Annotated in this window: 13 protein-coding genes and 2 tRNA genes; 6 read left to right on the top strand and 9 right to left on the bottom strand. The window is 71.1% G+C overall.

Annotated features, from left to right (window positions below; genetic code table 11):
• Positions 1-11 precede the first annotated feature (11 nt).
• The 7 genes from F6B42_RS07525 to pepN form a co-directional block, all read right to left on the bottom strand.
• Positions 12-464, bottom strand: a complete 453-nt coding sequence (locus tag F6B42_RS07525) for a globin (protein WP_191089302.1) — start codon at positions 462-464, stop codon at positions 12-14.
• Complete coding sequence (locus F6B42_RS07520) at positions 461-1,561, bottom strand: mechanosensitive ion channel family protein (RefSeq protein ID WP_150419006.1); 1,101 nt, start codon at positions 1,559-1,561, stop codon at positions 461-463. Before F6B42_RS07520 ends, F6B42_RS07525 begins: the two co-directional genes overlap by 4 nt.
• A 64-nt stretch (positions 1,562-1,625) precedes the next feature.
• Entirely contained in the window at positions 1,626-2,297 is a 672-nt protein-coding gene (locus tag F6B42_RS07515) for a response regulator (RefSeq protein WP_150419005.1), read from the bottom strand.
• The gene (locus F6B42_RS07510; RefSeq protein WP_223878399.1) at positions 2,294-3,565 is read right to left on the bottom strand and encodes a sensor histidine kinase; all 1,272 of its coding nucleotides are present in this window, start codon (positions 3,563-3,565) and stop codon (positions 2,294-2,296) included. The genes F6B42_RS07515 and F6B42_RS07510 overlap by 4 nt, the downstream gene beginning before the upstream one ends.
• 9 nt (positions 3,566-3,574) lie before the next feature.
• A complete protein-coding gene (locus F6B42_RS07505; RefSeq protein ID WP_150419004.1) occupies positions 3,575-4,384 on the bottom strand; it encodes an ABC transporter permease subunit in 810 nt (269 codons plus the stop codon).
• Complete coding sequence (locus F6B42_RS07500; RefSeq protein WP_150419003.1) at positions 4,381-5,295, bottom strand: ABC transporter ATP-binding protein; 915 nt, start codon at positions 5,293-5,295, stop codon at positions 4,381-4,383. Before F6B42_RS07500 ends, F6B42_RS07505 begins: the two co-directional genes overlap by 4 nt.
• Before the next feature lie 116 nt (positions 5,296-5,411).
• Positions 5,412-7,958 carry an aminopeptidase N gene (pepN, locus tag F6B42_RS07495; RefSeq protein ID WP_150419002.1) on the bottom strand — a complete coding sequence of 849 codons (2,547 nt, stop codon included), beginning with the start codon at positions 7,956-7,958 and terminating at the stop codon, positions 5,412-5,414.
• A 110-nt stretch (positions 7,959-8,068) separates the two neighbouring features.
• Between pepN and F6B42_RS07490 the strand changes: the two genes are divergently transcribed.
• Genes F6B42_RS07490 through F6B42_RS07475 form a run of 4 tightly spaced genes read left to right on the top strand, consistent with a single transcriptional unit; the run spans position 8,069 to position 11,829 of the window.
• Positions 8,069-8,614: a ribose-5-phosphate isomerase gene (locus F6B42_RS07490; protein ID WP_150419001.1), complete on the top strand. Its 546-nt coding sequence runs from the start codon at positions 8,069-8,071 to the stop codon at positions 8,612-8,614.
• The gene (locus tag F6B42_RS07485) at positions 8,614-9,618 is read left to right on the top strand and encodes an Fpg/Nei family DNA glycosylase (RefSeq protein ID WP_150419000.1); all 1,005 of its coding nucleotides are present in this window, start codon (positions 8,614-8,616) and stop codon (positions 9,616-9,618) included. The genes F6B42_RS07490 and F6B42_RS07485 overlap by 1 nt, the downstream gene beginning before the upstream one ends.
• A 4-nt stretch (positions 9,619-9,622) precedes the next feature.
• Positions 9,623-10,318 carry an FMN-binding negative transcriptional regulator gene (locus F6B42_RS07480; RefSeq protein ID WP_150418999.1) on the top strand — a complete coding sequence of 232 codons (696 nt, stop codon included), beginning with the start codon at positions 9,623-9,625 and terminating at the stop codon, positions 10,316-10,318.
• Positions 10,315-11,829, top strand: a complete 1,515-nt coding sequence (locus tag F6B42_RS07475; RefSeq protein ID WP_150418998.1) for an amidohydrolase — start codon at positions 10,315-10,317, stop codon at positions 11,827-11,829. The genes F6B42_RS07480 and F6B42_RS07475 overlap by 4 nt, the downstream gene beginning before the upstream one ends.
• A 107-nt stretch (positions 11,830-11,936) precedes the next feature.
• Here F6B42_RS07475 and F6B42_RS07470 read toward each other — a convergent pair whose 3' ends face one another.
• The gene (locus F6B42_RS07470; protein ID WP_150418997.1) at positions 11,937-12,422 is read right to left on the bottom strand and encodes a Dps family protein; all 486 of its coding nucleotides are present in this window, start codon (positions 12,420-12,422) and stop codon (positions 11,937-11,939) included.
• 111 nt (positions 12,423-12,533) lie between these two features.
• On the opposite strand from F6B42_RS07470, the gene F6B42_RS07465 reads away from it, so the two are divergent.
• Positions 12,534-13,097: a gamma carbonic anhydrase family protein gene (locus tag F6B42_RS07465; protein ID WP_150418996.1), complete on the top strand. Its 564-nt coding sequence runs from the start codon at positions 12,534-12,536 to the stop codon at positions 13,095-13,097.
• A gap of 34 nt (positions 13,098-13,131) precedes the next feature.
• Here F6B42_RS07465 and F6B42_RS07460 read toward each other — a convergent pair.
• Positions 13,132-13,202: transfer RNA gene (locus F6B42_RS07460), tRNA-Gly, on the bottom strand.
• A gap of 132 nt (positions 13,203-13,334) precedes the next feature.
• Here F6B42_RS07460 and F6B42_RS07455 point away from each other — a divergent pair.
• A tRNA-Pro gene (locus tag F6B42_RS07455) sits at positions 13,335-13,408 on the top strand.
• Positions 13,409-13,427: the final 19 nt, after the last annotated feature.

Raw genomic sequence — 13,427 nt, 5'->3', positions numbered from 1 at the left:
CACCGGGACGCTCACGCCTCCGAGGCGGGGTGAAGCGGAATGGTCGTGCCCGGCCCCTCGCGGCGCGGGCCGATGCCCGCCGGCTCGAAGGTGTTGACCATCGCGTGCGCCGCGCGCTCGAGGTAGTCCCACAGGGTCGCCTCGTGGAGCGGCGACAGGTCGAGCTCGTCGAGCGCCGTCCGCATGTGACGCAACCAGCGGTCCCGCGCGTCCGGGTCGATGTGGAACGGACGGTGGCGCATGCGCAGGCGGGGATGACCACGGGTCTCGCCGTAGGTCGAGGGACCGCCCCAGTACTGCTGGAGGAAAAGCAGCAGCCGGTCCGCCGCGGGGGCGAGATCGGCTTCGGGGTACATGGGGCGCAGCACGTCGTCCGTTGCCACTTCGCGGTAGAAGACGGTGACGAGGCGCTCGAAGGTCGGGCGTCCGCCGACCTCGTCGTAGAAGCTCAGCGGTTCGCTCACGTCGGGTTCTCCTCGTCGTCCGGCTTCGACGGCGCGGCGGCCGGCTTCCTCTTCTTGGGCCGCCACTGCGGCCGCGCCGACGGCGGTGGAGTCACCGGCTGCGGCCTCGTCTGCGGCGGATTCGCGCCGCGGATGCTCTGGGCGCCCTCGAAGCCGGTGAGGACGATGGAGTTCAGCTGCGGCAGCTGCACGCCCATCTCGTCGATCGTGCGCTTCAGCCGCATGCGCAGGGCGCGTGCGACGTCGTCCTTCGCATTCGGACGGGTCTTCACGACGAGGCGGATGACGAGGGCGTCCCCACCGATCGACTCCAGTCCCCAGATCTCCGGCTTCTCGATGATGCGGCTGCGCCACTTGCCCTCGTGCGCGAGGTCCTTGGCGGCGCGCAGCATCCGCGACTCGACCTCCTCGACGTCCGCATCGGCGGGGACGGCGAGGTCGATGATGACCCGCGACCACCCCTGCGACATGTTGCCGATGCGGGTGATCTCGCCGTTGCGCACGAACCAGAGCGTCCCGTTGACGTCGCGGACGTGGGTGACCCGGACGCTGACGTACTCGACGATGCCGGTGGCGAGGCCCAGGTCGACGACGTCGCCGATGCCGATCTGGTCCTCGGCGACGATGAACATGCCGTTGAGGACGTCCTTGACGATGTTCTGGGCGCCGAAGCCGAGGCCGGCGCCGATCGCGGCCGACAGCAGGGTGAAGGACCCGATGATGCCGGGGTTCACGATGAAGACGATCATCAGCACCGCGATGATCACGATCGTGACGTTCACGATGTTGCCGAGGATGGACCCGAGCGTCCGCGTCCGCTGCACGACGCGGACCTGGGCGAGCGGTGACATGTCGATCGCCCGGGTGTCCTCGGCCTCGGCGCGCGACTTCGCACCGCGCACGATCCGGTCGACGACGCGCCCGATGAGACGTCGCATGATCCACGCGACGACGAGGCTGCCGACGATCACGGCGGCGACGCCGAGAAGGTTCATGCCGGCTTCCCGCAGGAAGCGCAGGAAGTCGTCGGAGAGGAACTCCCAGAACGCGCCGGCGTCGGGGGCTGGGGCGTCGGGAGCGGTGTCGAGCGGCGTCATCGATCCGATCCTAATGAGCCCTTCCTCGGCGCCGGCCGAGAGCGCCCGGGCGAGGCGGCGCGCGTCACGGACCGATCGCGGGCTCGGCGAGGCCGTGGGCGATGAGCACGGCATGCACGCGATCACGGGCGGGGAGCTTCGTCAGGATCCGCCCGATGTGCGTCTTGACGGTCGATTCGCTGAGGAAGAGCCGCGCCGCGATCTCCGGGTTCGTCATGCCGGCGGCCATCGCGTCGAGGACCTCCTGCTCGCGACCGGTGAGGGCGTCGGTGCGCGACGAGGCCGTGGGCAGGCCTGCGGCTCCGAAGAGCTCGATCATCCGGCGCGTCACGCGGGGCGAGAGCGTGGCGTCGCCGGCGGCCACCGCGCGCACGGCCGCCACGAGCTCGTCGCCGCGGGCATCCTTGAGGAGGAATCCGCCGGCGCCCGCCCGGATGGCGCCGAAGGCGTACTCGTCCAGGTCGAAGGTCGTGAGCACGAGCACGGCTGCCGCGGGGTGCTCCGCCGTGATGCGGCGCGTCGCCTCGATGCCGTCCATTCCCGGCATCCGCACGTCCATGAGGACGACATCGGGATGCAGCGACGCGACCGCGGCGAGACCCGCGGCGCCGTCCGCGGCCTCGCCGACGACCTCGATGCCCGGATCGGCGTCGAGGACCATGCGGAAGCCCAATCGGATGAGCGACTGGTCGTCCACGATGAGCACGCGGATGGTGGCAGGCGCGGGGTGGGTCATTCGTTCTCCTCGGATCGGACGCGGTCCTCGTCGCGACGGGGCAGCGCCGCTCGCACGCGCCACCCTCGTCCGTGCCGTCGTCCCGCCGACACACGTCCGCCGGCGAGTTCGACTCTCTCCCGCAGCCCGCGCAGTCCGTATCCGCCGGGAGTGGTCGCATCGACCGGGTCGCCGTCGTCGGTCACCTCGACGGCGACCTCATCGGGCCCGTAGGCGACGGAGACGTCGATGCGACGTGCTCCCGTCGCGTGGCGCATGGCGTTCGTGACGCCCTCCTGGACGACGCGCGAGACGGCGAGCTGGGTCGCGGCTCCGAGCGCGGCCGGATCGCCCGCCACGGTGAGCGTCGCCTCGTAGCCGGCGGCGCGCGCGGAGGCGACCGTCTCGGCGGTCGTATCGCGCACGAGCGGGGTGAGCGGCGGCGCATCGGCGTCGCGGAGGACGCCGAGCGTCGCTCGCATGTCGCGGAGCGCTCCTCGTCCCGTCGCCGCGATCGCGCTCGCGCCGGGGCGGGTCCGTTCCGGGTCGGACGACGCGGCGACGCCCTCGGCGAGGGCGACCATGACGGTGAGCGAGTGGGCGACGATGTCGTGGAGCTCTCGCGCGATGCGCTCGCGTTCCCCCGACGCGGCGAGCAGCGCCTGCTGGTCGCGCTCGATGACGAGTTGCCGGGACCGCTCGATGAGTGCTGCGACGTAGCGCTTGCGGTTCCCGACGTTGGCGCCGATCAAGCCGCCGAGGACGATGCCGAACGTCTCGCCGACGATCGCGTTCCACGCGATCGTCGAGGGAATCGCTCCCGACACGCCGAGGGGGACGGCAGCGCCCAGGACGAGCGTCGCCGCGATCGCGGCGACGATCAGGCACACCCGGGCGCTGCGATAGACGGCCACCGCGTACGCGGCGAAGCACAGGAGCGGCCCGCCGATCGGAGCCGGTGCGAACAGCGACGCGAGCACGACGACGACGCCACCGGCGAAGACGAGGACCGGAAAGCGGCGCCGCAGGAGCAGTCCCGCGCACCCGAGGACGCTCAGCCCGACGACGAGCGGCCCGGTGACGGGCCACATCGCGGCGATGCCGGTCGCCGGCGGGGCCAGCCGGGAGAAGGCGTTCGCGGGACCGAGGGTCAGCAGCAGGCAGAAGATCGCGATGAGGACGTCGGCGGTCCTCGGATGCCGCGACCAGAACCGCCGGATGACGCCCGGGGAACGCGGAAGCCGCAGCTCGTCGTCCGCGGACGATGAGCTGCGGCTTGCCGGGGTCACGCGTCGACCCTACGCGTCGCGCGAGCGCAGGACCGCCCAGCCGCCGAGCAGGGCCGCGGCGGGCCAGGCGAGGAGCGTCACGACACCCACCCAGAAGTCCTCGGCCCCGGGCACCGACACGGTCTGCGCGGCGGAGGCGGGGAGGTACTTCGACAGGTCGACGATCCAGGCCCACGCCTCGCCGCCGAACGTGAAGAGGCTCAGCACGATCGGCAGGACGAAGAGGATGCCGACGGTCGCGGCGATCGCACCGGCGCCGCTGCGGATGATGAATCCCCAGCCGAGCCCGAGGAGTGCGAACGACGCCATGGCGAGGACGCCCATCGCGAGCGGGACGACCGACTGCTCGGGGTCGCTCCAGTCGATGCCGTCCGCGCCGAAGATCGGCGCCGAGGCTGCGATCGACACGGCCGAGGTCACGACGGTGGTCAGCGCGAGGAGGAGGCCGACGACGAGAGCCTTGGCGGCGAGGACGACGCCCCGACGGGGCTCGGCGGTGAGGGTCGAGCGGATCATGCCGGTCGAGTACTCGCCGGTGATGGCCATGGCCCCGAGGATGCCCGCGACGAGCATCGTGAACTGCATCGGCGCTGTGATCGCGACCACGGGGTTGAAGCCGCCCCCGAAGTCGGTCGAGGCCCACGCCATGAGGAGCGAGATGCCGACGGCGAGTGCCGCCGTGACGCCGAGCGACCACCAGGTGGATCGAAGGGTCAGGAGCTTGATGGTCTCGCTGCGCACGACGCGGCCGAACGACAGGCGCTCGGCCGAAGCGGTGGCGCGCCGCGGCGCCGGGGTCTGCACGGTGGTCGCGCTCATCGCACGGCTCCCTTCGTCTGGTACTCGACCGAGCCCTCGGTGAGGGCGAGGTAGGCGTCCTCGAGCGACCCGGCGCGCGGGGTGAGTTCGTGGAGCGCGATGCCGTGGGCCGCCGCGGTGTCGCCGATCAGGGCGGCGCTGGCGCCGGCGATCTGGAGCACACCGGGCTCCACCGAGGTGACGGCGACGTCGGGTCCGGCGAGGGCGCGAGCGAGGTCGTCCGCGCGCGGGCTGCGGACGCTCACGGTGTTGCTCGTCCACGCCCGCACGAGCTCGTCGATGGTCGCGTCGGCGAGGACGCGACCGCGACCGAGGACGATCACGTGGTCGGCGGTCAGCGCCATCTCGCTCATGAGATGGCTGGAGAGCAGCACCGTCCGCCCCTGTGCGGCCTGACCGCGGACGAACTCGCGCACCCATCGCACGCCCTCGGGGTCGAGGCCGTTCACGGGCTCGTCCAGGATCAGCGTCTGCGGGTCGCCGAGGAGCGCCGCGGCGATGCCGAGCCGCTGCCCCATGCCGAGCGAGAACTTGCCGGCGCGCTTTCGGGCGACCGAGCTGAGTCCGGTGATCTCGATCACCTCGTCGACGCGGGCGCGGGGGATGCCGTGCGTCGCCGCCATCGCGCGGAGGTGGTTGCGCGCACTCCGGCCGGTGTGGACCGCCTTCGCGTCGAGGAGGATGCCCACCTCGGTCAGCGGCGACCGCAGCGAGCGGTAGTCGCGACCGTCGATCGTGACGCTTCCCGATGACGGCCGGTCGAGGCCGACGATCATCCGCATCGTCGTCGACTTGCCCGCTCCGTTCGGTCCGAGGAATCCCGTCACCTTCCCCGACTGCACGGTGAAGCTCACTCCGTCGACGGCGGTCTTGTCTCCGTACCTCTTGGTGAGGCCTTCTGCAACGATCATGGCTTCACGCTATCGACGCGGATGCCGCGACGTCGTCCCTCCGGGGTGCCGCGAACGGAGGAGGGGTGTCGTACCGCGGTACGACACCCCTCCTGCGTTCGACGGATCCCGTCCGGTCAGCCCTGCGCGTCGCGCTCCTGAACCGACAGGGCTCTCTCGGTGCCGGCGAGGTTCTCGGCGACGAGACGGCGGAGTGCGGCCGGGGCGTCGGCGTGCTCGACGAGCCAGGCCCGCGTCGCATCGCGCAGCGCCACGTTCGCCAGCGTCGCGGGGTACAGGCCGACGATGAGGTACTGCGCGATCTGGTAGCTCCGCGACTCCCAGATCGGCAGCAGCATCCGGAAGTACTCGGCGACGAACGGCTCGAGCAGATCGACGCCGGCCGGGTGGGTGAAGCCGACGGCTGCGGATCGGACGACCGTGTTGGGGAGGTCGTCGCGCTCGACGAGCGAGGCCCACGCGGCGCGCTTCGCCTCGGCGGTCGGCAGTGCCGCCCGCGCCTGCGCGGCGAACTCGCCGCCCTTGGCCGTGTTGTCACCCGCGAGCGCGGCGTCGATCTCCGGCGCGTCCACGGCACCGGAGGCCGCGAGCGAGACGAGGAGCGCCCACGACAGGTCGGCGTCGATCTCGAGTCCCGGCAGGGTGGCTTCGCCCGTGCGCAGTGCGCGGACCGTCGCGGCGTGCTGGGGGCTGGCCGCGGCGGAGGCGAACGCCGTGACGAACTGCAGCTGGCTGTCGCTGCCGGCTTCGGCCTGCTCGGCGAGCGTCCACAGACCCTCGGCGACCCGCGTGCGAGCGCTCGCTCGGCTCTCGGGGGCGACGTAGGAGTTCGCGGCGAGCTGGAGCTGCGCGAGCGTCGTCCGCACCGTCGTCGACTCCGTCTCGGTGCCGATGTTGCGCAGGACGAGGTCGATGTAGTCGGTGGCCGAGGCCTCGGCGTCGCGCGTCTGGTCCCACGCGGCGCCCCACACGAGCGAGCGGGCGAGCGGGTCGCTGATCTTCGCCAGGTGCTCGACGGCCGTCCGCAGCGAGCGCTCGTCGAGGCGGATCTTCGCGTAGGCGAGATCGTCGTCGTTGAGGAGGACGAGGTCGGGCTGACGCCGCCCCTTGAGCTCGGGGACCTCGGTCAGGTCCCCGTCCACGTCGAGCTCGACGTGGTGGGTGCGCACGAGCGCACCGTCCTGCAGCGAGTAGAAGCCGACGCCGAGGCGGTGCGGCCGGATGGTCGGGTAGTCGGCGGGTGCGGTCTGGACGATCGCGAACCGCGTGATGGTGCCGTCGGCATCCGTCGCGATCTCGGGCTCGAGGGTGTTGACGCCTGCGGTCTCGAGCCACTTCTTCGACCAGGTCGCGAGCTCGCGACCGCTCGTGGCCTCGAGCTCGGTCAGCAGGTCGGAGAGCTCGGTGTTGCCCCAGGCGTGCTTGCGGAAATAGGCCGAGACGCCGGCGAAGAAGGCCTCGACGCCGACCCACGCGGCGAGCTGCTTGAGCACCGAGCCGCCCTTGGCGTACGTGATGCCGTCGAAGTTGACCTGCACGTCCTCGAGGTCGTCGATGGTGGCGACCACGGGATGCGTCGAGGGGAGCTGGTCCTGGCGGTAGGCCCAGGTCTTCTCCATCGCGTTGAAGGTGGTCCACGCTTCGGTCCACTCGGTGGCCTCGGCCGTCGCGATGGTGGAGGCCCACTCGGCGAACGACTCGTTGAGCCAGAGGTCGTTCCACCACTTCATCGTCACCAGGTCGCCGAACCACATGTGGGCGAGCTCGTGGAGGATCGTCACGACGCGGCGCTCCTTGACGGCGTCGGTGACCTTCGAGCGGAACACGTAGGTCTCGGTGAACGTCACCGCGCCCGCGTTCTCCATCGCGCCGGCGTTGAACTCCGGCACGAAGAGCTGGTCGTACTTGGCGAACGGGTAGGGAACGCCGAACTTCCCCTCGAAGTAGGCGAAGCCCTGTCGCGTCTTCTCGAAGACGTAGTCGGCGTCCAGGTGCTGCCAGAGGCTCTTGCGGGCGTAGACGCCCAGGGGGATGATGCGGCCGTCCGCGCTCGTGAGCTCCGAGAAGACCTGCTCGTAGGGGCCCGCGACCAGAGCGGTGATGTACGACGAGATGCGCGGGGTGGGCTCGAACGCCCACGTCGCTATGCCGCCGTCGCCGACGACCGGCTCGGGGGTCGCCGAGTTGGACACGACCTTCCACTCGGCGGGGGCGGTGACCGTGAAGCGGAACTCGGCCTTGAGGTCGGGCTGCTCGAACACGGCGAAGACGCGGCGGGAGTCGGGCACCTCGAACTGCGAGTAGAGGTACACCTCGCCGTCGACCGGGTCGACGAAGCGGTGGAGGCCCTCGCCGGTGTTCGTGTAGAGGCAGTCGGCGTCGACGATGAGCTCGTTCTGCGCGGCGAGCCCGTCGAGCGCGATGCGGGAGTCGCTGAACGCGGCGGGGTCGATCGCGCGGCCGTTCAGGGTGATCTCGCGCACGTCGCGGGCGATGAGGTCGACGAAGGTCGCGGCGCCCTCGGTCGCGGCGAAGCGGATCACGGTGCGGGAGCGGAACACCTCCGCCCCGACGGTCAGGTCGAGTGCGATGTCGTAGGACTGCGTGTCGACGATCGCGCGGCGCTCGTGCGCTTCGACGCGGGTGAGGTTCTCTCCAGGCACGTTCAATGCTCCCAGGGTCGGGGTGAGGGTCCGTGGCCGTGCGCTGCTGGCGCCGGCGGCAACCGTGCCAGCCTACGCGCTCGCGGGTCGCGGGTTCCTAGGATGGGGTCATGCGCATCCATATCGCGACCGACCACGCCGGTCTCGAGTTCTCGACCCAGCTCCAGCACCACCTCGCCGCCGCGGGACACGACGTCGTCGACCACGGCCCGCTCGAATACGACCCGGTGGACGACTACCCCGCGTTCTGCATCCGCGCCGCCCAGGCGGTGGTGCGCGATCAGCAGGCCGGCGTCGACACCCTCGGTGTCGTCTTCGGCGGCTCGGGCAACGGCGAGCAGATCGCGGCGAACAAGGTGCACGGCGTTCGTGCGGCGCTCGTGTGGAACCTCGCGACCGCCGAGCTCGCGCGCGAGCACAACGACGCGAACGTCATTTCGATCGGCGCCCGTCAGCACACGTTCGATGAAGCGGTGACCTTCATCGATCGCTTCATCGCGACGCCGTTCAGCGGCGAGGAGCGTCACGCTCGGCGGATCGGCCAGCTCGCCGCCTACGAGGCGGACGGCAGTCTCGAGCCCGACCCCCGCGCGTCCGGCTCGACCGGGGCGTCGCCCCTGCCGGCATCCGACACGTTCGACCCGGAAGCGGGCTGATGCCCGAGGGGCATTCCGTCCACCGCATCGCCCGGCAGTTCGATCGCAACATCGTCGGACGTCCCGTTCGGGCCTCGAGCCCGCAGGGCCGGTTCGCCGAAGGCGCGGCGGTGCTCGACGGGCGAGAGGCCGTCGAGGTGAGGGCCGTCGGCAAGCAGATGTTCCTCGCGTTCGAGAACGAAGTCTGGCTGCGGGTTCATCTCGGCATGTACGGCGCGTGGGACTTCGCCGGCGAGATCCTCGCCGACCCGACGATCGCCTCGGCGAACGGACGGATGGGGCAGACGAACCAGCGCGGGACCGACATCGATCGCGTGTACGACGACGCGGGGGAGAACTCGCTCAGCTCCATCGGTGCGCCCCGCCGCTCCCGCGTGCGGGTGCGGATGAGCGAGCAGACCACCGGTCTCGGCGCCGATGGCGAGGCCGAGGCGGAATGGCCGCCGCCGGTGGTGGGCCAGGTGCGACTGCGCCTGCTGACCGACGTGACCTGCGCCGACCTGCGCGGCCCCACCGCGTGCCAGCTGCAGACGCCCGACGAGGTGCTCGCCGCGATCACGAAGCTCGGTCCCGACCCCCTCGTGGGAGACCCGGCCGAGGGCGAGGAGCGCTTCGTGGCCGTCGTCCGGCGCAAGCCGACCCCGATCGGCCTGCTGCTCATGGACCAGAACGTCGTGAGCGGCATCGGCAACGTCTACCGGGCCGAGATGCTCTTCCGGGCACGGCTGAACCCGCACACGCCCGGCCGCGACGTGCTCGAGGAGGTCGTCCGCGGGCTCTGGCGGGACTGGGTGCGGCTGCTGGCGATCGGCATCGAGACGGGTCAGATGATGACCATGGACGACCTCGACCCCGAGGCCTACCGGCGCGCGATGGCCAGTCGTGACGACCGGCACTGGGTCTACCACCGTGCCGGGCTGCCGTGCCGCGTGTGCGGCACCGCGATCGTGCTCGAGGAGATGGCCGCGCGCAAGCTGTATTGGTGCCCGAACTGCCAGAGGTGATCCGATGAGACAGAATCCCAGCTTCGCCATGACGGATGCCGGTGAGCTGAGACGCGTGATCGACGAGAACCCGTGGGTCACCCTCGTGAGCGCCACCGACGACGGGCTCGTCGCCTCGCACTACGCGGTGCTCCTCGATCACGAGCGCGACGACCTCACGATCGTCGGACACGTCGGTCGGCCCGACGACCTCGTGCACGGGCTGGGGGAGCGCGAGCTCCTCGTCGTCGTGCAGGGGCCCCATGGATATGTGTCGCCGGCGTGGTACGGCGACGTTCCCGCTGTTCCGACGTGGAACTTCGTGTCGGTGCACCTCGCCGGCATCCCGGAACTCCTGGCGCCGGGGGAGAATCTGCGCGTGCTCGAACGGCTCGTCGACCGGTTCGAGTCGGGGCTCGCCGAACCGCGCGGCATGTGGGCGCCTCCGAACGACGAGGACTTCGTCAGGCGCCTCGAACGCGGAACAGTCGGATTCCGGCTGACGCCGACGCGGGTCACCGCGAAGCGGAAGCTCAGCCAGAACCGCCCCGACGACGTCGTCGACGAGATCATCGCCCGGGTCGAGTCGGGAGACACCCCCTACGCCGACGCGCGGCTGGGTGCGGAGATGCGCCGCGCGCACGACGCGCTGCGCGCAGCGCGCGCGGCGGCGCCGTCGCCGGGCTCGGAGACGCGCTCGCGGATCGGCGAGGGGCGATGAGCCTCGCGCGCGGCGACGCCGTGGACGTCGTGGCCGACGTGCGCCTGACGGGGCCCGGGCGCACCGACCCCTTCGGCGACGAGCTCGTCGACGTGCACCTGGGCGGTGCGCACCCCGACGGGCGGGCGATCCTCGACATCGCCCCGGCGAACGCGCTGCCGCGACGCGGCGCCGTGCTCGACGGCGCCGGGGGCTGGCTCGTGCCGGGGCTCTGGGATCATCACGTGCACACCGTGCAGTGGGCGCTCGCCTCGCGTCGCGTCGAGCTGGACGGGATCGCATCGGCCGGGGAGGCGGCGGCACGGATGGCGGCCTCCGACGTCGGCGACGACGGCCGCCGTGTCGGATCGGGATATCGGGATGCGCTGTGGTCCGACGTGCCGACCCTGGAGCTGCTCGACGCCGTCACCGGCGACGTGCCGACGTACCTCATCAATTCCGACGTCCACAGCGTGTGGCTCAACTCCGCCGCGCTGCGGCGCGAGGGTATGACGGCCGCCGACGGCATCCTCCGTGAGGAGCCGGCGTTCGAGATCTCGCGACGGCTCAACGCCCTCGACGTCGACCTCGCCGACGCCGCGGTCGACGAAGCCATGCGCGCGGCGGCGGCCCGCGGGATCGTCGGCGTGGTCGATCTCGATATGGCGTGGAACGCCGAGGCCTGGGATCGCCGCCTGGCACGCGGCTTCGACGCGGTGCGCATCTCGTTCGGCGTCTACGCCTCGTCGCTCCAGCGCGCGATCGCCGCCGGTCTGCAGACGGGCGACGCCATCGATCCGGCGGGGCTGGTGCGGATGGGCGCCTTCAAGGTGATCACCGACGGCTCGCTCGGCACGCGGACGGCGGCGTGCTCGCACCACTATCCCGGTGCTGCGTCCGACTTCGGAATCATGACGGTGCCGCCCGGTGAGCTGCGCGAGCTGATGCAGCGTGCCACGGGCGCCGGGATAGCCTGCGCCGTTCACGCCATCGGGGATGTGGCGAACACCCACGCCCTCGATGCCTTCGCCGCGACCGGGGCGACCGGAACCATCGAGCACGCGCAGCTCGTCGCGCACGCCGACCTGCCGCGCTTCGGGCGTCTGGGCGTGGCGGCGAGCGTGCAGCCTTCGCACGCCGTCGACGATCGAGACATGGCCGAGGAGTATTGGTCTGGTCAGACGTCCGTCGCCTACCCGCTGCGCGAACTCGCCGACGCGGGCACGAATCTCCTCTTCGGCTCGGATGCTCCGGTGGCCGCGCTCGATCCGTGGGCGACCATCGCAGCGGCTGTCTTCCGCACACGGGATGACCGGCAGGCGTGGCGGCCGCATCAGCGAATCGATGCAGCCACGGCCCTCGCCGCCTCCACCGCCGGTGGCTCGGACTCGGGATCGGACCTCGCGCCGGGAGACGTGGCCGACCTCGTCGTGCTGGATCGCGACCCGTTGGCCGCGGGATCGGCCGCGGCGATGCGCGGGACGCGGGTCGCCGCGACCCTGCTGGCCGGTCGGCTCACGCACCTCGCCTGAGCGCGCACCGCAGCGGCGCCAGCGTCCGACACGCGAAACGGCGTGAGGGCGTCCCGGGCGCAGAGCGCACGGGCAGACCCTCACGCCGTCTCAGGCGGAGCGGAACCTCACTCGGCGAGGTGCGCGAGGAGGAACCAGCGGTCCTTGTCGACGCCGCGCTTGATCTCGATCGCGACATCCTGGCTCGAGAGGTCGACCTCGTCCAGACCGTCGATCGCGGCCTGCAGGTCGACGAGGGCCGCGTCGATGTCGGAGACGATCGCCCGGATCTCGTCGCGCCACTGCGCGAAGCCGGCCGGAACGGCGGTCGTGGTCTTCTCGGCGATGGCCGACACGCGGGAGTCGATCGGAAGGCCGAGGGCCACGATGCGCTCGGCGGCGGTGTCGGCGTACTCCTGGGCATGCTCGACGACCGAGTCGAGGAGCTCGTGGATCGCGATGAAGTTGGAGCCGCGCACGTTCCAGTGCGCCTGCTTGCCGTTGACGACGAGCGCCTGCATCTTGTGGACCACCGGGGTCAGGAACTGAGCCGTCGCGGCGGCGACCTCGGGGTCGGCCGTGAGGGCGGGGGTGGTGATGTTGGTGTCGGTCATGACTGCGCCTCCTTCTCGGCAGGTACGGCCTGCACGTGATGGAACGCTACTCGTGCTGGATCATTCCGCAAGCAAGCGAAGGCTCGGCTCACCAGCGGTAATGTGACGACGGTGGCCGTCTCTCCCGATGCTTCCATCCGTCCCTTCGGCTCGCATCGGCCGCGTCTGGATTCTTCCGCGTTCGTCGCGGACGGCGCCCGCCTCGTCGGCGAGGTGTCGATCGGCGCGGGGTCGAGCGTCTGGTTCAACGCCGTCATCCGCGGCGACCGCGCGCCCGTCTCGATCGGCCGGCGGTCCAATGTCCAGGACGGCGTCGTCATCCACGTGGATGCCGCCTCGCCGGCGGTCATCGGTGACGACGTGTCGATCGGGCACAGTGCGGTCGTCCACGGCTGCACGATCGAGGACGGCTGTCTGATCGGCATGAGCAGCACGGTGCTGAGCGGCGCGGTCATCGGCGCCGGCTCCCTCGTGGCCGGGGGAGCCGTGGTGCTGGAGGGCACGGTCGTCCCGCCCGGTTCGCTGGTCGCGGGCGTTCCGGCGAAGGTGCGTCGAGCCCTCACCGATGAGGAGCGCGCCGGCATCCTGCGCAATGCATCGACGTATCTCGAGCTCGCATCGCAGCACGCCGAATCCATCGACTCGCCGGAATCCGCCGGTGCTGAGACCGATTGATCCGCCGTTCGAGGCGAGTGGATCGAGAAGACGGAGGGGCTGACGAGAATCGAACTCGCATCATCTGTTTGGAAGACAGAGGCTTTACCACTAAGCTACAGCCCCGCATCCGGCCGGAACCGGATGGGATCGCCGTGCACGACGCCCGGTGGGCCCGCGAACGGCAACCCGATCAGTCTAGCGGATGCCGTCGGCTAGACTGACCACGGCCGTTTTCCGTCGCACACGTGCTGCGCCCGGGGCGTAGCTCAGCTTGGTAGAGCGCCCGCTTTGGGAGCGGGAGGCCGCAGGTTCAAATCCTGTCGCCCCGACAACGGCCCCACGAACCCA

This window comes from Microbacterium radiodurans (genome assembly GCF_008710705.1).
In the GTDB taxonomy this organism is placed as follows: domain Bacteria; phylum Actinomycetota; class Actinomycetes; order Actinomycetales; family Microbacteriaceae; genus Microbacterium; species Microbacterium radiodurans.
This window is presented reverse-complemented; position numbering and strand designations above follow the sequence as displayed.